The following is a 17,065-nucleotide window of genomic DNA, read 5'->3' on the forward strand; positions in this document are numbered from 1 at the left end:
TTATTTCCCGATCCATTTGGTTTGGGCTTTTTCCATAAATTCTACGATGTTTCGTTTCATATGGATGAAGTCGTCGATTCCGAGTGATTCTGCTTGGGTGATTAAGTCTTTGGGATACCCTGCCAGAAGTTTCCAAGAATTGGTGAGTTGGGATTTCATTTCCGAGACAAATTCGGGAAGGTAGGTCGCATACTCTTCGTCAGACGAACAAAGGACAACGATTTCGCATCCTTGTTCTTTGGCCTTCGCCACTCCTTCTTTCACAGAAGCAAATCCTAAGTTGTCTATGATTTCATACCCAAGGCAACCGAGGAAATTGGAACTAAAACCAGCACGAGCTTTTCGCATGGTCAGATCCCCAATGGAGAGTAAAAAAACTTTCGGAAGTTTTTTCCCTGCTGCCACATGATTATCTGTGAGATTTCTCCATTTGTCAAATTCAAAGGAGAGACGAACCGGTAGAAGTGGCAAATAGGTACTTTGTTTTTTCGTAGCGATTTGTTCGTTTGTTCTTTCTAAGGAAGTTTTTAGTTCTGGATGTCTTTCGGACGCGAGAGGGTATTGGTTGGTTCCGAGTAATATTTCTTTTTTGTTGGCAAGAGCGTTTCTTTTTTTCTCTGCACGGACACTAATTTCTTTTTGGATGGTCCCTTTTTTCAGTGCTTCTCCAAACCCACCCTCTTTTTCCAAAGTTTGGAATTGGGCCCAAGCAGTTTCTGCCAGTTTTTTTGTGAGCACTTCTAAGTAATAGGATCCAGCAGCTGGGTCCTCCACTTTGTCGAGGAAGGATTCGTATCGAAGTAGGAGTTGGGAATTCCTTGCGATTCGTTTGCCTAACTCTTGTTGTGCGGAGTATTCGGAATCAAATGGCAAAACGGTCACAAAGTCAGCCCCACCCATTACGGCAGACATGGCAGAAGTGGTTCCTCTTAACATATTCACATGTGGGTCATAGGCCGTGAATTGAAAATGGGAGGTTCTTGCGACAATTAGGGCAGGAAGAGATTCCCCAAGTCCAACTTGATAAGCATTTAAGATTTCTGTCCAAAGGATGCGGAATGCACGGAATTTTGCAATTTCTGTGAAATAGTCCGAACCAATTCCCATCCAAAACCAAAGGTTGGAACTTGCGTCTTCAATGGAAACACCTGCATTTAAATGGCGGTTTAAATAATCCACTCCCCAAGATAGAGAGTATGCTAGTTCTTGGCCAATGGAGGCACCTGCATCCCGAAGAAAATAACTATGAATGCCCACTCCCGCAAAACCTTTGGTTCCAGAAAGAGAGGCAAAGGATTTGTTAATGGTATTTTCTTCGGTTCCTAATTCTCCGTTTTTTAAAGCAGATCCATATGGATCAAAGTCACCGAGTACAATGTTATGCGAAGAGCTGAGTTTCTTTAAAGAGTCGGAAAAGGAAGGTGTTTTTTCTTCTAAAGAAACTACCAAAGGTAGATTCCCAGTGAGAGCTGCTAACCTTTCTAAGTCTGCAGAAGATCCAATTTTTAATCCTGGTTTAAGGGGAGTTTGTCCACTGGCAACAAGGACCACTGCATCTGCCCCTTTTTTGGAAAGGTCAGTGAGTTCGGATTCTGCAGTTACGGTCTCTGTGACATGCCAACCGGGTTTTCTTTTATATACTCGGGGGAGTTCGGGAAGGTCTTCTTTGCGGTAGAAGGGTTCAATTCTGAAACCTTCTTCTGTTTCCCAAGTGACTTTGTCCCAAGGACTGCCTTTTAAATCTTTTAGGATTTGGTTTTTCCAATCCTCAGTGGAAACTTCAGGGAAGTCTGAAAATAAAAATTCGTTCAATTTATTCCTCTACGATTTGGTAATCTTCCATATACCCAGGGAAGTCGCCTAACCCACGTGTGAAGGTGAATTTTGCCGGATAAACAACTAGTCGTCTGCCTGATTGTAAAAACGTACCTGACATTAACGTAAAAGGGGAAGCTACAATAAAAGCAGCAGTTCCTAATACGGTTCCTGCAAGTCCCATCGGGCGCGCTAAAATCAAATCAATCAACATTTCGCCACCAGAGGGCACTTCTCTTGCGGATAAAGTTTGGGTCCATAAGAGACAAATTAAGAAAAGGATGGACAAGGGTCGTGTTTGTTTCATAGGCTGATCACTCGGGCTTTCATCTGATGAAATCTCGAGAATGATATCCCTGTAAAGTAAGAAATATGGCTAAAGAAATTGTTTTGTTTGTTCTCTATTCTATTGTGCATCTTTTTGCGATCGCAACGATCACAAAAGAAGATGTTTTGTATCTCCCTTCGAAAATTATTCCCATACTGATTCTGAATGTAGCCCTCTTTCGCTACTTCCCCAGTTTGGGAAAACGGGGCAAATTGATTGCGATTGGCCTTGTGTTTTCACTTTTTGGAGATAGTTTTTTAGCATTACCTAAACAGGGATATTTTGTTTTTGGGCTCGGGTCTTTTCTGATTGCACAATTGATTTACTCTTACGCTTTTACCTTGGATTCTAAAATCAAACCCATCCTTGCCATTCCCTTTTTACTTTTTGGGTGCTCCTTTTTTCTAATACTGGTGCCAAAGTTAGGATCCCTACTTGTTCCTGTTGGAGTTTATATCTCCGCCATTTGCCTAATGGGTTGGCGTGCTGCTGCTAGGAATTCCAACTCCAAAGCTTTTTATTTAGGTTTGGTAGGTGCATTGGTTTTTATTCTCTCAGATTCGATCATTGCCTATTCGATGTTTCTAAAACCTGATATGGACAGATTTACCGCTTCTATGGGAATTATGGTAACGTATTATATTGCACAACTATTGATTTACTCTGCGACAAAGGTCGAAGAGATTGATCATCAAACCCTGAAAAATACTTGATTCACCTACCACTCACGAGTATCGTACTTATGGTTTTTAAAAACCAGGGAATGGGATTATGAAATCGCTAAAAAAAACATCCTTTATTGAAGCAGTTGCGGCTGCGATTGAACATGAGGTTCAATGTTTCAATTTTTATCTAAAACTTTCCGAAAGTTTGCCAGAAGGTCAAATCAGAGAATTATTCAGTCAACTTGCGTTAGATGGTGATGAACATATTAAATTCATCAAAGAAATCTATAAAAGTGCAGAAGGGAAGGAACTTCCTAACTTAAAACAACTTTCTGAAATTGAAAAATTTCATTCTTCCACTATCCAAAAGGTAATGGAAAGACTGGATCGAAACAAAAACGAAGAAGTCAAAGCAGACGAAAGAAAAGCGTTAGAACTTGCCATCAGAGAAGGGGAAGACGCACGTAATTTTTATGCGACGATTCGTAATAAGTTCCAAGATCCAAAAATCAATTTGTTATTCCAAAAGTTGGCAAATTTTAATGAATCCAACAATTCATTGTTAGAAGCACAAGCCATGGCAATGGAACAGTCGGCACCTGCTGACCAAGTTTTCTATTGGGAAGATGAGGAACTTTTGGAGCAGGTGAATCGTTCTGCAAAAGCCGCTTCAAAACCAAAAGTGACGAAACCGGCATCAAAACCACAAACAGTAAAAACAAAACCTTCGGCTAAAAAAACTTCTAAACCGGCAAACAAGAAGTCGGCGAAAAAAGCCGCTAAAAAGGCAGTGAAAAAAGCTGTTAAAAAAGCAAAACCAGCGAAGAAAAAAGGTAAGAAAAAATAGTGAAATACCAAGTAACTCATACATTTCCCGTTTCCCTTGAAAAACTTTTACATGCAAGGGAGGAAAGATACAAACATCTAGATCAGTTTCCTGATTTAAAAAATGTAACTTTGTTAGAAGAAACTAAAGAGGGGAATATCATTCGCCAAAAACGAAAGGTGAGTTTGGAAGGATCCATGCCTGCCGTACTTTCGGCAGCTCTCAATGACCTTTCGCTTTTGGAAGAATCTACTTTTGATATTACTACCAACACTCATGAATTTAAAATCTCTCCTCCAGGGAAAGACAATGTATTTGTGATCAAAGGAAAAAGTAAATACGAAGCGAATGGGGCAGAGTCGAAACGTTCTTACGATGTGGATGTAGTTTCTAGTCTTCTATTTGTCTCGCCCATTGTAGAAAAGGCCATTGAAGAAATTCACAAACATAGTTTAGAAAAAGACAGAAAATCCATCGCCAAATTTTTGGGGGTTGAATCCTAAGTAGAAGTGAAGTCTTCTTCTCCTACTTTTTTACGATCTGTTTTAGAACTCAATTTGACGATCCTCATTATGGGGAACGTCACTTTGTTTGCCAAACTCCTTCCCTTTCCTGCTGTCACAATTATCTCTGGTCGTGCACTGTTTTCTGTTCTTATCCTTGGTTTGTTTTTTTGGATTCGGGGAAAGTCAGTCTCCTATCGCAGTTTTAAAGACTTTTCGTTTGTATTTGGGATTGGGATTTTATTTGCTCTGCATTGGGTTACGTATTTTCACTCCATCCAGGTTTCCACTGTGGCAGTGGGGATGTTGTCACTTTTCACCTATCCTGTGTTTTCTGCTATCTTAGAACCAATGTTTGGTGGAAAACGTCCCGACCCTTTTGCTTTCTTTCTCGCCTGTTTCTCTTTTTTTGGACTTTTTTTAATTGTACCTGATCTATCTTGGGACAACCAAATGTTCCAAGGAGTTGTTTGGGGAGTGGTCTCTGCAGTTCTCTATGCCATTCGCAATTTGCTTACCAAAGAAATGCATGTACATTATCCGAGTGCCCAAATTCTTTTTACCCAACTGATTGCCACAAGCCTTGTCCTCCTTCCTTTTGCGGATGGTCTTTTTGTGATGCTTGCAGAACCCAAATACCTAGTATTCCAAGTGGTTCTTGCGGGAGTGTTTACTTCTCTTGCACATACCATTTGGATTCGTAGTTTGTCCAATTTGTCTGTCACAACGGCTGGGACTTTGTCAACACTAAGTCCCATTTACGGGAGTTTGGCGGCCTGGTATTTTTTGGGAGAAGTTCCACCCGATAGGCTTTGGTTAGGTGGTGGTGTGATTCTTTTTTGTGCAATTTTAGAAGTATTTCGAAAACAAGCGGAGAGTGGGAAAAGAGAAGAGGAGAAATTGATTTAAGAATTCTCCTCTTTCCTAAAGAGATGTTTAAACTTAAATTTTTGGACTGTATTTTGCCAGTAACTCTTCCAAAATTTTGGGAGGAGTTTCAAAATACGGATGGTCTCGAAATATTTCTTGGTACTCAAGTCTTTTGAAATCTTCGTATTCACAATGTAGTTCTTCCACCTGTTCTTTTAGGCGGCGAAGGAGTGGCATAGAAAAACGAGGATTCGTAGGATCGATCCATCCATTGTTTTGAAAACTTTTCATTTTTTTGGAACAACGACAGGGATTTTTTTCATTTATGAGTCCACATTTATCATCCATAAATGTATAGAGATCTTTTCTGGCTCGACTCAATCGTTTGCGAAAAGCTTCATTTGATATTTCTAGTAGTTCCGAACTTTCACGATCACTTAGTCCCATTAAGTCGGCTAGAATAAGAGCGATCCGTTGTTCTCTGTCCAAACAAAGTAACATCCCCAAAGTACAAGAGGCCTTTGCTTCTTCTATTAAAACTAAGTTTTCTGGCCGAGAAAGTTCGTTTGCCGGGATTTCAATATTTGGCATTTTTTCCAGTTCGTTTGCGTAATCCGAAAAACCAGTTGTTATTTCTTCCAGTCGTCCTCGTTTCCCATTTAACGCGTGATTTATGGAAATACGATAGGCCCATGTTTTAAAGCTGGCTCGTGTTGGATCATATGCGGCAAGGTTCGTTGCAATTTTTAGAAGCACTTCTTGGGTATGATCTTCCGCTTCCTGTGGATTTAATAAAATACGACGAATGACATTATAAATCCAAGATTGTACTTTGGAAAGTAGAGATTCCAAAGCACGGCGGTCTCCCGTCCGTGCCCTTTCGATGAGGTTTAGTTCTTCTTCACTACTTGTTTTCATTAGAGTGTTTGCCGTTCAAACATTTCAAAGACCAAAGTCTGTTTCATCAAGGCGAAAAATTCTTTTCCCGTTTCTGAGTTCTGTAGTGTCTCTCCTGCCTTATGGCAATCTTCTACATTTTCCCAGTATAAAAGATCCAAAAGAATTCCTTCTCTGGTTTTGGATCGGAATGCTCGCCATGCCAAAAATCCTGGTTGGCTTTGCAAAAGTGGTAACATTTGTTTCCGCATCTGGTGATATTTTTCTGTATCTTCAATGGCACATTCTACGATGGCGATTTCAATCGCAGTCGTTTGTGGTAAACTTTCCAGGGTTAATAAATCTTGGCCTTGGCTTTTTAAACTTTCTAACATAATCAGTGTTTCCTTAGAGGGTTTTCGACCTCTGTATTGGATACACAAATAAAGGAGAGTTGTGACAGAACTGGGAAAAAAATTCTTCTAGAAGTTCCCTTTTGTAATTTGCTTCTCATGGATTCATTAACAAAACTATTATCTTTTCCTACATTTCTGTTTGACAATCCTCTCGTTTTCTAGTCTCTACTATCCTCTTGTAGAAATAATATATTTCTACAAGAGGAGTTCGTTGTGAAAAAAATTAGTCTCATTTTGGCGTTAGCAGTCTCTATTACCGTTTTTCATTGTAAGTCGGGCGATCAAGCTACCCTTGAAGATTCGAGGACGATCTTAGAGGGGAATTGGATTTTAACAAACAATTGCACCAAAGACCCAAGTCCAAATGCCACCGCATGGCTTGTCATCAGCAACAACCGGGATATCAAATCTTGTTATAAAAAAACTAGTTCTGTTGTGAAGGGATCACTCATCAAACAAAGTGAAGGAAACTACAATATCGATTGGTCAGAAGGTCCTGCATCAACTGCACAATATCCGGTGGGTGGCCCTTTGAACTTATTTGGAATGACTACAGAAGGAGTTACGGTTTGTTATACTCGTGTTAAGAGTGCCAAACAAAACCCTCCAACATTTTGTAAGTAGTGAAAAAAGTTTTGTTACAAATAGAGTTTTGTTGTTAAGATGAAACTCCCCGCGCCACCGATGGTAGCGGAAATCCTTTCGCAAAGCGAAAGATTGGAGCGGACAGCGGGATCGCCTAATGGACAGTATGTGAAAACTGACCCCCACTGGCGAGGTGCCCGCAAAATTTACCAAAAAAACAAAATCATTCGTGTAAGAGGTGGATGACTTGGATTAGTTTTTCTTGGACTTCTTTGGCAATTTTTTCGAGTTCAGGATTTTGGACCAGTTTGGTCATGGTCATAGGATCAAAGATGGAAACTTTGGTTTCACCGTTTTTTTCTTCGGTGACCACTACGTTGCAGGGAAGTAATAATCCAATTTCGTCTGCGGTTTGGAGGGCTTTGTGCGCAAAACCAGGGTTACATGCTCCAAGGATGGTGTAACGTTTGAAATCCACTCCAATTTTTTCTTTGAGAGTGTTTTTGACATCGATGGTGGTAAGAACCCCGAAACCTTCTTTTTTTAAGGCTTCGGTTGTGTCGGCGATAGTTTCTTCAAAACTTTTTTTTCTGTGAACAGTGAGTCCTAACATAAATCCTCCGCTGGGTCTATACCCCATAGGGTATATGGGATCAAGGAACTTGCAAGAGAATTTTACTTAAGTGAGGAAAAAGATCATTCTTTTTTAGGAAGTTTTTGCATTTCTTCCACGCTGGGAAGTTGTTTTGACATAAAACGGATTTCCCCAGAGGCATTGAGGAGAAAGTATTGGGGGAGAGGTTCTGTTTTTAGAGAAGCAAATCTGTCATCCAAAATCAATGATTGGAATTCTGGTTCCCTTGGGGTGTAGTTGAGGAGAACATAAGTGCCAAGGTCTGGTTTCCCTTCGCCGCATTCCAAACCTTGCAACATTTCGCATCGGGATTTGGTGACAGCAAGGAGGATGAGTTTTCCTTCTCTGGAGGCTTGTCCAAAAGCAAAGGATTTGTTGTGGCCCCAGTGAATTTCTTGGCTAACCATTTCGTTGATTTTAATATAACCAAACACAAGTAATAAAATGAAAAGTGGCATGGATAAAAAACCAAGTAGGTAAAAAACACGGGAATATTTCTGCATACAAGGCAATGGAAACGAAACACCCAGTTCCCGCCAAGTTGAATTTTTCATTGTTTATAAACAAAGAAAGTTTAAAAAAAACTACACCTCTTTATTCCCATAACAAATCTGGTTTAAAGAGAGAAACCTTAGGAGAAATTAATGGAGATTTGGTATACCGAAAAATTGGAATTAGAAAAAGGGCGAGCTGTGAGTTACCGGGTAACAAAAACAATCGAAAGCCTACAATCTCCGTTCCAGAAAATCGATATTTTTGAAACACAATCCTTTGGACGAATGTTTACACTTGATGGTGTAACAATGGTTACTAACAAAGATGAACATTCTTATCATGAAATGATTGCCCATATCCCAATGATGAGTCATCCCAATCCGGAATCAGTCCTTGTGATCGGTGGGGGAGACGGGGGAACCGTTCGTGAAGTTTTAAAACACCCATCTGTCAAAGAAGTTGTGTTATGCGAGATTGACAAAGCGGTTGTAGATATTAGTTATAAGTATTTTCCTGAATGTGCTGATGCAATGAAAGATCCAAAGGTAATTCATCATTATGATGACGGAGCTAAATTTGCTCGTGATAACAAAGGTCGTTTTGATGTGATCCTTGTGGATTCTAGTGATCCTGTGGGTCCTGCGGAAGTTTTATTCAAAGAGCCGTTTTTTCGAGATATGGCAAGTGCCTTAAAACCAACGGGAATCATTGCCACACAAGCAGAATCTTTTTGGTATCATGGAGATGTGATCTCTTCCCTCTTTGATTTTATTCCAAAAATTTTTCCGGAGTATGGTTACTATTACACAACCATTCCTACGTATCCTTCTGGAATCATTGGATTTACTTTTTTATCGAATGCAATTGATCCTTATTCGGTAACACCAGATCCAAAACGAGTTCCTAAAGGCCTTAAATATTACAGTCCTGAAATTCACAAAGCGGCTTTTGTTCTTCCTGAATTTGCAAAAGCTTATATCAAAAGAAAAGGCTAAAACTTTGTGAAAAAGATTCCTTCCTTCTTTTTCCTTCTCTTTGTTTTTTTCTTCCTTGAGTCTCATATTCTTTGGGCCCAGGAAACAAAAGCAACGAAGTTGGAATTAGAAGCGGAATCCTATGAGGAACGTGGTTACAAAAAAAAGGCAGAGGAACTCCGTTCCAAGGTAAAACGGATTCGCGAAAATCAGTTTCGCGAGAAACAGGTAGAACCGAATTTTCCTATCACATCCAATATCCCCGCAACAAACAATGGTAATGTTATTTTTAACCAAGGAACTTGGGAGATAGGATTCAGAGTTTTAGGACAGGTTGGCTATTTTACTTCCGGAAATGATTGGGCCGATGATAATGGACGCATCGCATTTCAAGCAGGTACACCGTACTTTCCTCGTTCGGCGATTGGTTATCAAAATATTCGAACCCTCCCATTTACTTATGACATAGAAAAACAAAAAGGATCTGGTTCGTTTTCTCCAAAATTGGCTTACAAACATAAATCTTCTAAATGGGGATTAGAATATACTTATCTTCAGTTCCAAACATCTAATGATTTTCTGGCTTACGGTTTTATTGGTGGACCGAGGTTTTCTTATCATTCGGATCGGTTAAGTAGCGCAGAGCACAAGTTAGTTGTAAAAATTTACGAAGAATATTCGAAAGAGTTTGGGTATAGTTGGGACTTTGGGATTAGAACAGGGTCATTTCAAACAAATTCTGTATTTTCTTCACAGTCTTTGGGGCAAACAGGACTTATGCGAGATTCGATGTGGTTTTTAGCACCTAGCGCTGGGTTACGGTTTTACCATAGGGTGCAAGAGGAATTTTCTTATGATGTAGGTGGAGATATGTTTGTGACTCCTATTGGTAGACTCAATTATAGGCGGGATATCATGACGGAGAACGGAGGTCTAACTCGATTTGTGGAATCGCAAGTGTCGCGAGGGGAGGCATATTCTTTATTTTCAGAAAAACCTTTACAAACATCTGTTGTAGGGTTAGATATTTTGGCCCAGGCGAATTGGACTCCTCTGACACATCATAAATTTCATTTTGGATTTCAAACAATCCAATACATTTGGAGAGCCAATGAATCTTCTGCACCAGGCATTCGTGCTGTAAATGAAGAGTCTTTTCTTTCTGGTGTCAGGGATTATTTTCTTAGTTCTGCGTTTTACGAGGCAGATGGATTAGACAAACGTTCTTCTCGAATTTATTCTATCGCGAATTTTTTCTTCGGATATACTTATGTGTTTTAGAGTTCATTTTTATTCGATATCCATTTTACTTGTTTCTTTTTTAGGGATGGGTTGCGGTATTTCGTTAAGAGTTTATCGTCCTTTCCCTAGTGAAAAATCCTTCGATTTTGTAAAAAAAATGGACCATATCCAAATTCAAGTTAAAGACGAAAATCGTATGAAGATGGGTGTTTATGATGGGTATTTTTTCCAACCAGAAGGATTGCCCAATGAATACGGACCACTTTCCTATTTGATACGGAAGGAGTTGTCAATCCGTGGGGAAAGGTTCCCATTGTTACTCGACCGTGGCGGGAAAATTTTTGTCGAAGAATTCCAGTTAGCTTCTGTTGACAGATGTTCCAAGAATTTAACGTTTGTTCGTTTGAAAGCAAGGATTCAAATTGTTGGTTATGCAGAGGAAGAATTTTCTTTTTATGATGAAATAAACTCGCATGTCACCAATTGTTATTTAACGGGTAGTCTTGTAACTGTTGTACCTCTAATTTGGTATGTCCCTTATAATGGTTTTCGAGGGAACAGGGAAGACCAATTGAATCAATTGGGACGAAATTCCTTGTCAGAATTTTTTTCTAAATTGGAATCTTTGTCAGGATATAACGGGAGATTACCTTTGGAAGATATGAAGGAGACATTGCCGATCAAACCAAAACAAAGTCCCACAAGACAAGAACCAGTGGATCCGAAATTAAAGGAAATTCTTGAGAGTTTATGAAATTTCAAGTTCTTTTCATTTTATTTTGGATTGGTTTTAGTGTAACGCAGTGTTATTCTTTAGAAAAACAATACAATTACGGAAACCCTTATTTACCAAGTCCAGAATTTACAGAAGACGATCCTCAATTTGAAGAAGGAGAGCCAGTATGGATTTTGGACCAAACTGGGAATTGGATTTTTTCTCTTCCTTCCAAACTAGTGCTTTGGAACCTTAAAGCAGACAATCATCATATTTCAAAAGAAACCAAAGAATATTTGATCCGTTATATCAAAGAAAATAATTTAAGAGATGTTAAAGTGCGGTTCAACCAATATGCACCACTTTCGGAATGGAAACGCCTTCCTAAAAATAAAAACATCAATCCAGTGGTTCGATATTTTTTTGGATCCATTTCTTTGTTAGCTTATACTTTTTTACCAGGGCGTTTGTTTGCGGGAATGATCGGTGGAGATCACTATAATTCCTTTACGAATACAATCAATGTGTATTCAGATTTGCCGCCTGTAGTCATCCATGAAGGAGGGCATGCGAAAGACTTTGCACAAAGAGAAAAAAGAACACTTTATGCGGCTGTTTATGCCATTCCTGTGGTTGGAGCCTTGTATCATGAAGCAAGGGCATCGGATGACGCCATTAATTATTTTGCCGAAAAAAATGACAAAGAGCAACTTGATTCTTCTTATGAATTACTCACTCCTGCTTATTCAACTTACGTAGGGGGAGCAATTGGAGATGTGGCCGCAAACCCTATCACTGCACTGACTGTAATTCCTGGGCATATTTATGGTCGTTATAAAAAACGAGATATAGACAAAGAATTAGAAAAACGAAAACAAAAGATCCAAATTAAGGAAAACCAGTGAATTTAAATCCAAGATCTAACTTCATTCAAAAATTCAATGCTCGCAGAGACCAACTAAAATCTCTATTATGTATTGGTCTCGATCCCGAATTGGAAAAGTTACCCAAAATCAGTTTGGATTCCAAAGCTCCTCTTGTCCATTTTACAGAAACTATCATTCGTTATACCCATTCTTATGCAGCGGCTTGGAAACCCAATGTGGCCTTTTTTGAAAGGTTAGGGGCAGAGGGGTATTTTGCATTAGAACATATGGTTCGTTTGATGAAAGAAGTGTCACCAGAAGTTCCCATTGTGATGGATGCCAAACGAGGGGACCTGGCCAATACTTCCAAAGAGTATGCTAAGTATTTTTTTGAAACATTGGGTGTGGATGCCTTGACGGTCAATCCATACATGGGTCGAGATAGTTTGGTTCCGTACCTAGACTTAGGTGGTTATATTTTTGTTCTCGGACTCACATCAAACCCTAGTTCACAGGACTTCCAAAAACAAAAACTTTTGGGTAAGGATCTCTACTTATATGAAGAGGTGAGTGACCAAATGGCAAAGTTAGCGGAGGAGTACCCAGACCAAGTGGGACTGGTGGTGGGAGGTACTCATCCATCTGAGATTCAGTCGTTACGGGTCCGCCATCCCGAATTGTATTTTCTGATCCCTGGGTTTGGTGCGCAAGGTGGGGATTTAAAATCGATAGTGCAAGCTTCGGGAAAACGTTCCTTGATAAATTCTTCTCGGGGAATTACTCTCAGTTCTTTAGAAGAAGATTTTGGTGAAGTAGCAAAAAAGAAATCAGAAGAAGTACATCTACAAATGAACCAACTCTTTCTCTAACGGTCTAATGACCAAAAGGGAAATCAGTGAAAGAAACTTTAGCTATTGTTGGTACAGGAATCGCAGGTCTTGGTTCCGCATATTTTTTAAAAAATGATTTTGATTTAACGATTTTTGACAGTGCCGATTATATCGGTGGTCATACAAACACAGTGATGGTGGAAGAAGATGGGATTCAGATCCCCATCGATACCGGATTTATTGTGTTTAATCATGTGACTTATCCTAATCTTCTTAGGCTTTTTCAAACATTAAATGTTCCCACTAAAAAATCAGATATGTCTTTTAGTGTGCAACATGATCCCACCAAACTAGAGTTCTGTGGATCAGGCCTATCGGGTTTATTTGCTCAGAAAAAAAATCTATTTCGACCTCGGTATCTCAAGATGTTACTCGAAATCGATAGGTTCAATAAATCAGCGCCAAAGATTTTAGACGATCCTAAGTATGATGATTGGAACCTGGGTCGGTACATGGAGGCATTCGGGTATGGAAAAGATATTCTCAATTTTTATTTAATTCCGATGAGTTCTGCCGTTTGGTCCACACCCCCCGATTTGATGTTGGAATTTCCTGCTAAATCACTCATTCGGTTTTTTTACAACCACGGATTTTTGGGGCTAAATACCCAACACCAATGGTATACAGTGGATGGCGGTTCCCATGAATATATTAAACGTATCGTCCCCCCGATCCAAGACAAGTTTCGACTAAATAGTCCCGTCAAACAAGTGAACCGAACGGCTGATGGAAAAGTGGAACTTGTGTTTGGTGAAGGGAAAAAACAGATTTTTGATAAGGTTTTACTTGCCACTCATGGCCACATTTCTTCGAAAATGTTAGGAAATCCTACAAATTTGGAAAAGGAGCTCCTACCACTTTATAAGTATCAACACAATACCGCCACCTTACATACAGATGCGAGTGATATGCCAAACCTGGCCTCTTGTTGGTCCAGTTGGAATTACAAAATTGTGGAAGATGGAACGGGAAAACAAAACCCATACACAATTTATTGGATGAATCGTTTGCAAAACGTTTCTAAAAAACAAAATTATTTTGTGACCATCAATGATCCGGGTCGTGTCGCAAAAAACAAAATCATTCGAAAAATAGATTATGAACATCCACTTTTTTCTGTAGAAGCCTCTCTTGGTCAAAACCGTTTGCAGGAATTAAATGAATCTGGACCCATTTATTATGCGGGTGCTTACTTTAGGTATGGATTTCATGAAGACGGATTTTTATCAGCGGTCAATGTATCGCGTAAAATTCTAAAGAGGGATCCGTGGACTTAAGTTCTTGTATGTATCGAGCGGACGTGTTTCACGCACGTACCGCTCCTAAACCCAATAAATTCCAATACCGAATTTTTAATTTTTATTTGGACTTATCAGAAATAGACCAGTTGTCCCACGAAAGTTTTTGGTTTTCCAGGAACCGTTGGAATTTGTTTTCTTTTTATGATAAAGACCATATCCAATTTGAAAAAGGAACAGTATATGAAAATGTTAAGTCCTTTTTAGAGGCATCTGGAGTCAGAAACATTGGAAAGATTTATCTTCTTACCAATCTCCGAGTACTTGGATATGTTTTTAATCCAGTCAGTTTCTATTTCTGTTATGATACCGATGGCAAACCACTCGTATCGATTGCAGAAGTAGGGAATACTTTTGGGGAAATCAAACCTTACGTTGGTTATTTTAAGAAAGCGAAGGGTACCATTGCGGATCCTGATGTTTATATCCGTGAGCCGAAGAATTTTTATGTCTCTCCATTTATCAGTTTAGATTCAGAATTTGAATTTCGATTGAACTTACCTGGAGATCAATTGCAGATTGGTGTCGATTCCTTTGAGAATGGAAAACGAATTTTAACAACTTCGTGTCTTGGAAAAAAAATTCCCTTCCATTCAAAATACTTGTTAAAACTTTTTATCGAATTTCCATTTATTACCGTCAAAGTAATAACATTGATTCATTGGCAAGCGTTCAAACTTTGGATCAAAAAAATTCCGTACATTCAAAAACACCAAAACTTAGAGAAACAAACAGGAGTTCCCCTTGGAAAAATCACAGAACCAGTCCCTCTTAGAAGACACGATTGATTCAGAACTTTTTACCGAATTAAAGAACAAGTCTATCGTAGACCAGTTCCCCATTTACAGAAAAATTTTTTTTAAAGCAATGAGTTCCATGAAACGTGGATCTCTTAGGATGATCCTACCAAATGGAGATCAAGTGATTTTTGGAGATCAAAACTCATCTTTTGAGCCAAAATTTCATACAGCACTGATCCATGTAAAAAACCCTCTTTTCTTCAAGAAATCAGTGTTATATGGTGATATTGGGTTTTCTGAATCTTATTTAACAGGAGATTGGGAAACAGATTCCATTGAAAATGTAATTTCTTGGTTTATATTGAATGTGGATGATAGCCCCAGTCTTTCTGGAGCCAAAAAGAAATTATTCCACCTGGATTTATTCAATTTAGGAAATAAATTCCTACATTTTTTAAGAAAAAACACCTTAACAGGAAGTAAAAAAAATATCGTAGAACATTATGATTTAGGAAACAAATTTTATAAATTATTCTTAGATCCAACAATGACTTATAGTTCTGCCTATTTTGAATCCTTAGAAGATAGTTTGGAAGAAGCCCAAACAAAAAAAGTGGATAAACTTTGCCAAAAGTTAAAACTAAACCCAGCCGACCATCTTTTGGAGATTGGAAGTGGGTGGGGGTTTTTATCGATTCATGCAGCGAAAAATTATGGTTGCCGAGTGACAACTGTTACACTTTCTGAAGAACAATACAAATATGCTAAGGAAAGAATTGAAAAAGAAGGACTTTCGGATAAAATCGAAATTCGGATCCAGGACTATCGAAAGATTGAAGGACAATTCACAAAAATAGTATCTGTAGAAATGTTGGAAGCAGTAGGGGATGCCTACTACGAAACTTTTTTCCAAAAGTGCCAGGACCTTTTAACTAGAGATGGAATTATGGCCTTACAAGTGATTACTTGTCCGGATTCTAGATTTACCTCTTTTAAAAACGGAATCGATTTCATTCAGAAACATATTTTCCCTGGTTCTTTATTGCCATCCATTGGTCGTATGAACCAAGCGATCAATCGTACGGGAGATATGTATTTATTCCACTTGGAAGATATGGGTTTAAGTTATGCGAAGACACTTAGGCTTTGGCTTAAGGCTTTTGAAGAGAACTTGACCGAGGTAAGGAACCAAGGTTATAGCGAAACCTTTATTAGAAAATGGAGATATTATTTGGCATATTGTGCAGCAGCATTTCAAATGAGAAATATTAGTGTTGTTCAATCTGTTTATGTAAGACCAAACAACCTGAATCTCTGAGTTTTTGTTAAATACAGCTATCAATAGGGAGACTGTCGGTAGCTGTGCTCTAAAAAACATCTTGCCAAAGAAAACCTAAATCTTTATTACTCAGTCTATGAGAGAAACAAAATCCGAATTCACCTTTGATGAACCAATTGAGAAATTATGGTCGGGTGTTACCGTCTATGAAGTGTTAGTCCATTGGTTGGCAGACGAGGTAAGGGGAAGGCCAAAGGTCGGTGGAGATTTTTCATGGACTTGGAAATTGGGACTCGAAGGAGATTTTACCACTCACGGTATTTATAAAAAAATTGAACCATTAAAAGAATTGGTGATGGAATGGAAAGACCATCCCGCTGATCCAAGCGGATCCATTTATTTACAATTATTATTTGAATCATTAGGCCCTAACCAATCTAAGCTAACGATAGTTAATGGAGGATTCCCTGATGGGATGAGTTCTGATGTATGGATCGATGGGGCCAAAGAAGCATGGGATGGACAAGCTGTTCAGTTAAAAGACTTTTTAAAAAAGAATCCAGACATTACAAAATTTTTTAAAAAATCTTGATCTCTAGGGCCTTTCTAAAATCCTGGTAAAAGTAAGGGTTGTTAAGGAGGGTTGGAAGATGGAATATCCCGAATTGGAAACGTATTTCCAGAAATTAACTGATATAACAGACCGTATCGCAATGATGAACAATCATTTTGATGCGACACCTGAGATCGACATACCACAGTTATCTGAGTTTTTCGCAGACATTCAATCAAAGGATTGGGAAAATACCGACAGAGAGTATTATGAACTCTTTACCAGTTATTTTACCTTCCACGTGAAGACTGTGGAAGAAATCATTCAAGAAGCACGCGAAATTCTGAACCCAGAAAACAGAGAGTATGTTAAAAAATTAGTAAGTCATATCCGTAACTCGGAAGATTGGTTTGCCAATCTCAAAAAGAAACGTAAACTCGCTCGCACTCAAGTCGCTTAGACGATCCACTCCCTTGATCGAAAGCTCAGGGGAGT

The 17,065-nt window shown here is 38.9% G+C and carries 21 protein-coding genes; 15 read left to right on the forward strand and 6 right to left on the reverse strand.

The window, feature by feature from the left end; all coding sequences use genetic code 11:
• Both EHR07_RS02995 and EHR07_RS03000 read right to left on the reverse strand, forming a co-directional pair.
• Complete coding sequence (locus tag EHR07_RS02995; RefSeq protein WP_135743711.1) at positions 1-1,812, reverse strand: methylmalonyl-CoA mutase family protein; 1,812 nt, start codon at positions 1,810-1,812, stop codon at positions 1-3.
• 1 nt (position 1,813) lies between these two features.
• Positions 1,814-2,122 (reverse strand): hypothetical protein, encoded by a 309-nt coding sequence (locus tag EHR07_RS03000; protein WP_135568512.1) that lies wholly within the window; start codon positions 2,120-2,122, stop codon positions 1,814-1,816.
• A 65-nt stretch (positions 2,123-2,187) separates the two neighbouring features.
• Between EHR07_RS03000 and EHR07_RS03005 the strand changes: the two genes are divergently transcribed.
• From EHR07_RS03005 to EHR07_RS03020, 4 genes are all read left to right on the forward strand, one after another.
• Positions 2,188-2,856 carry a lysoplasmalogenase gene (locus EHR07_RS03005; protein ID WP_135743712.1) on the forward strand — a complete coding sequence of 223 codons (669 nt, stop codon included), beginning with the start codon at positions 2,188-2,190 and terminating at the stop codon, positions 2,854-2,856.
• Between the two features lie 58 nt (positions 2,857-2,914).
• Complete coding sequence (locus EHR07_RS03010) at positions 2,915-3,655, forward strand: ferritin-like domain-containing protein (RefSeq protein ID WP_135743713.1); 741 nt, start codon at positions 2,915-2,917, stop codon at positions 3,653-3,655.
• Positions 3,655-4,137, forward strand: a complete 483-nt coding sequence (locus tag EHR07_RS03015) for a DUF2505 family protein (protein ID WP_135743714.1) — start codon at positions 3,655-3,657, stop codon at positions 4,135-4,137. The genes EHR07_RS03010 and EHR07_RS03015 overlap by 1 nt, the downstream gene beginning before the upstream one ends.
• A gap of 69 nt (positions 4,138-4,206) precedes the next feature.
• Positions 4,207-5,046 carry a DMT family transporter gene (locus EHR07_RS03020; RefSeq protein WP_135743790.1) on the forward strand — a complete coding sequence of 280 codons (840 nt, stop codon included), beginning with the start codon at positions 4,207-4,209 and terminating at the stop codon, positions 5,044-5,046.
• Between the two features lie 33 nt (positions 5,047-5,079).
• On the opposite strand, the gene EHR07_RS03025 is transcribed toward EHR07_RS03020, so the two are convergent.
• Together EHR07_RS03025 and EHR07_RS03030 are read right to left on the reverse strand one after the other, a co-directional pair.
• A complete protein-coding gene (locus EHR07_RS03025) occupies positions 5,080-5,925 on the reverse strand; it encodes an RNA polymerase sigma factor (protein WP_135743715.1) in 846 nt (281 codons plus the stop codon).
• Positions 5,925-6,278 (reverse strand): antibiotic biosynthesis monooxygenase family protein, encoded by a 354-nt coding sequence (locus EHR07_RS03030; protein ID WP_135743716.1) that lies wholly within the window; start codon positions 6,276-6,278, stop codon positions 5,925-5,927. Before EHR07_RS03030 ends, EHR07_RS03025 begins: the two co-directional genes overlap by 1 nt.
• 234 nt (positions 6,279-6,512) lie before the next feature.
• Here EHR07_RS03030 and EHR07_RS03035 point away from each other — a divergent pair, with 234 nt between their 5' ends.
• Entirely contained in the window at positions 6,513-6,923 is a 411-nt protein-coding gene (locus EHR07_RS03035; RefSeq protein WP_135743717.1) for a hypothetical protein, read from the forward strand.
• A gap of 184 nt (positions 6,924-7,107) precedes the next feature.
• Here EHR07_RS03035 and EHR07_RS03040 read toward each other — a convergent pair whose 3' ends face one another.
• Together EHR07_RS03040 and EHR07_RS03045 are read right to left on the reverse strand one after the other, a co-directional pair.
• Positions 7,108-7,497, reverse strand: coding sequence for a DUF302 domain-containing protein (locus tag EHR07_RS03040; protein ID WP_135743718.1), 390 nt, complete (start codon positions 7,495-7,497; stop codon positions 7,108-7,110).
• Positions 7,498-7,580: 83 nt separating this feature from the next.
• Positions 7,581-8,021, reverse strand: coding sequence for a hypothetical protein (locus EHR07_RS03045; RefSeq protein ID WP_135743719.1), 441 nt, complete (start codon positions 8,019-8,021; stop codon positions 7,581-7,583).
• Positions 8,022-8,162: 141 nt separating this feature from the next.
• On the opposite strand from EHR07_RS03045, the gene speE reads away from it, so the two are divergent.
• The 10 genes from speE (at position 8,163) to EHR07_RS03100 (ending at position 17,030) form a co-directional block, all read left to right on the forward strand.
• Positions 8,163-9,008, forward strand: coding sequence for a polyamine aminopropyltransferase (speE, locus tag EHR07_RS03055; RefSeq protein ID WP_004787861.1), 846 nt, complete (start codon positions 8,163-8,165; stop codon positions 9,006-9,008).
• 6 nt (positions 9,009-9,014) lie between these two features.
• The gene (locus EHR07_RS03060) at positions 9,015-10,268 is read left to right on the forward strand and encodes a hypothetical protein (RefSeq protein ID WP_135743721.1); all 1,254 of its coding nucleotides are present in this window, start codon (positions 9,015-9,017) and stop codon (positions 10,266-10,268) included.
• Positions 10,258-10,983: a hypothetical protein gene (locus EHR07_RS03065; protein WP_135743722.1), complete on the forward strand. Its 726-nt coding sequence runs from the start codon at positions 10,258-10,260 to the stop codon at positions 10,981-10,983. The genes EHR07_RS03060 and EHR07_RS03065 overlap by 11 nt, the downstream gene beginning before the upstream one ends.
• Entirely contained in the window at positions 10,980-11,849 is an 870-nt protein-coding gene (locus EHR07_RS03070) for a hypothetical protein (protein ID WP_135743723.1), read from the forward strand. Before EHR07_RS03065 ends, EHR07_RS03070 begins: the two co-directional genes overlap by 4 nt.
• Positions 11,846-12,679 (forward strand): orotidine-5'-phosphate decarboxylase, encoded by an 834-nt coding sequence (gene pyrF / locus EHR07_RS03075; RefSeq protein ID WP_135743724.1) that lies wholly within the window; start codon positions 11,846-11,848, stop codon positions 12,677-12,679. Before EHR07_RS03070 ends, pyrF begins: the two co-directional genes overlap by 4 nt.
• 26 nt (positions 12,680-12,705) lie before the next feature.
• Positions 12,706-13,977, forward strand: coding sequence for an NAD(P)/FAD-dependent oxidoreductase (locus tag EHR07_RS03080; protein WP_135743725.1), 1,272 nt, complete (start codon positions 12,706-12,708; stop codon positions 13,975-13,977).
• An 8-nt stretch (positions 13,978-13,985) separates the two neighbouring features.
• Positions 13,986-14,786, forward strand: a complete 801-nt coding sequence (locus tag EHR07_RS03085; protein WP_135743726.1) for a DUF1365 domain-containing protein — start codon at positions 13,986-13,988, stop codon at positions 14,784-14,786.
• Entirely contained in the window at positions 14,743-16,056 is a 1,314-nt protein-coding gene (locus tag EHR07_RS03090) for an SAM-dependent methyltransferase (RefSeq protein WP_135743727.1), read from the forward strand. Before EHR07_RS03085 ends, EHR07_RS03090 begins: the two co-directional genes overlap by 44 nt.
• Before the next feature lie 97 nt (positions 16,057-16,153).
• Complete coding sequence (locus tag EHR07_RS03095; RefSeq protein WP_135743728.1) at positions 16,154-16,609, forward strand: SRPBCC family protein; 456 nt, start codon at positions 16,154-16,156, stop codon at positions 16,607-16,609.
• A 58-nt stretch (positions 16,610-16,667) separates the two neighbouring features.
• On the forward strand, positions 16,668-17,030 hold the full coding sequence (locus EHR07_RS03100; protein ID WP_135568496.1) for a PLU-1-like domain protein: 363 nt from the start codon (positions 16,668-16,670) through the stop codon (positions 17,028-17,030).
• Positions 17,031-17,065: the final 35 nt, after the last annotated feature.

Source organism: Leptospira bandrabouensis, assembly GCF_004770905.1.
Taxonomy (GTDB): Bacteria; Spirochaetota; Leptospiria; order Leptospirales; family Leptospiraceae; genus Leptospira_A; species Leptospira_A bandrabouensis.

Bases quoted from the DNA above. Each gene is read 5' to 3' on its own strand.
- EHR07_RS03000 (WP_135568512.1), bottom strand. From the start codon at position 2,122: ATGAAACAAACACGACCCTTGTCCATCCTTTTCTTAATTTGTCTCTTA.
- EHR07_RS03005 (WP_135743712.1), top strand. From the start codon at position 2,188: ATGGCTAAAGAAATTGTTTTGTTTGTTCTCTATTCTATTGTGCATCTT.
- EHR07_RS03010 (WP_135743713.1), top strand. From the start codon at position 2,915: ATGAAATCGCTAAAAAAAACATCCTTTATTGAAGCAGTTGCGGCTGCG.
- EHR07_RS03020 (WP_135743790.1), top strand. From the start codon at position 4,207: ATGGGGAACGTCACTTTGTTTGCCAAACTCCTTCCCTTTCCTGCTGTC.
- EHR07_RS03025 (WP_135743715.1), bottom strand. From the start codon at position 5,925: ATGAAAACAAGTAGTGAAGAAGAACTAAACCTCATCGAAAGGGCACGG.
- EHR07_RS03030 (WP_135743716.1), bottom strand. From the start codon at position 6,278: ATGTTAGAAAGTTTAAAAAGCCAAGGCCAAGATTTATTAACCCTGGAA.
- EHR07_RS03040 (WP_135743718.1), bottom strand. From the start codon at position 7,497: ATGTTAGGACTCACTGTTCACAGAAAAAAAAGTTTTGAAGAAACTATC.
- EHR07_RS03045 (WP_135743719.1), bottom strand. From the start codon at position 8,021: ATGCAGAAATATTCCCGTGTTTTTTACCTACTTGGTTTTTTATCCATG.
- speE (WP_004787861.1), top strand. From the start codon at position 8,163: ATGGAGATTTGGTATACCGAAAAATTGGAATTAGAAAAAGGGCGAGCT.
- EHR07_RS03065 (WP_135743722.1), top strand. From the start codon at position 10,258: ATGTGTTTTAGAGTTCATTTTTATTCGATATCCATTTTACTTGTTTCT.
- EHR07_RS03070 (WP_135743723.1), top strand. From the start codon at position 10,980: ATGAAATTTCAAGTTCTTTTCATTTTATTTTGGATTGGTTTTAGTGTA.
- EHR07_RS03085 (WP_135743726.1), top strand. From the start codon at position 13,986: ATGTATCGAGCGGACGTGTTTCACGCACGTACCGCTCCTAAACCCAAT.
- EHR07_RS03095 (WP_135743728.1), top strand. From the start codon at position 16,154: ATGAGAGAAACAAAATCCGAATTCACCTTTGATGAACCAATTGAGAAA.
- EHR07_RS03100 (WP_135568496.1), top strand. From the start codon at position 16,668: ATGGAATATCCCGAATTGGAAACGTATTTCCAGAAATTAACTGATATA.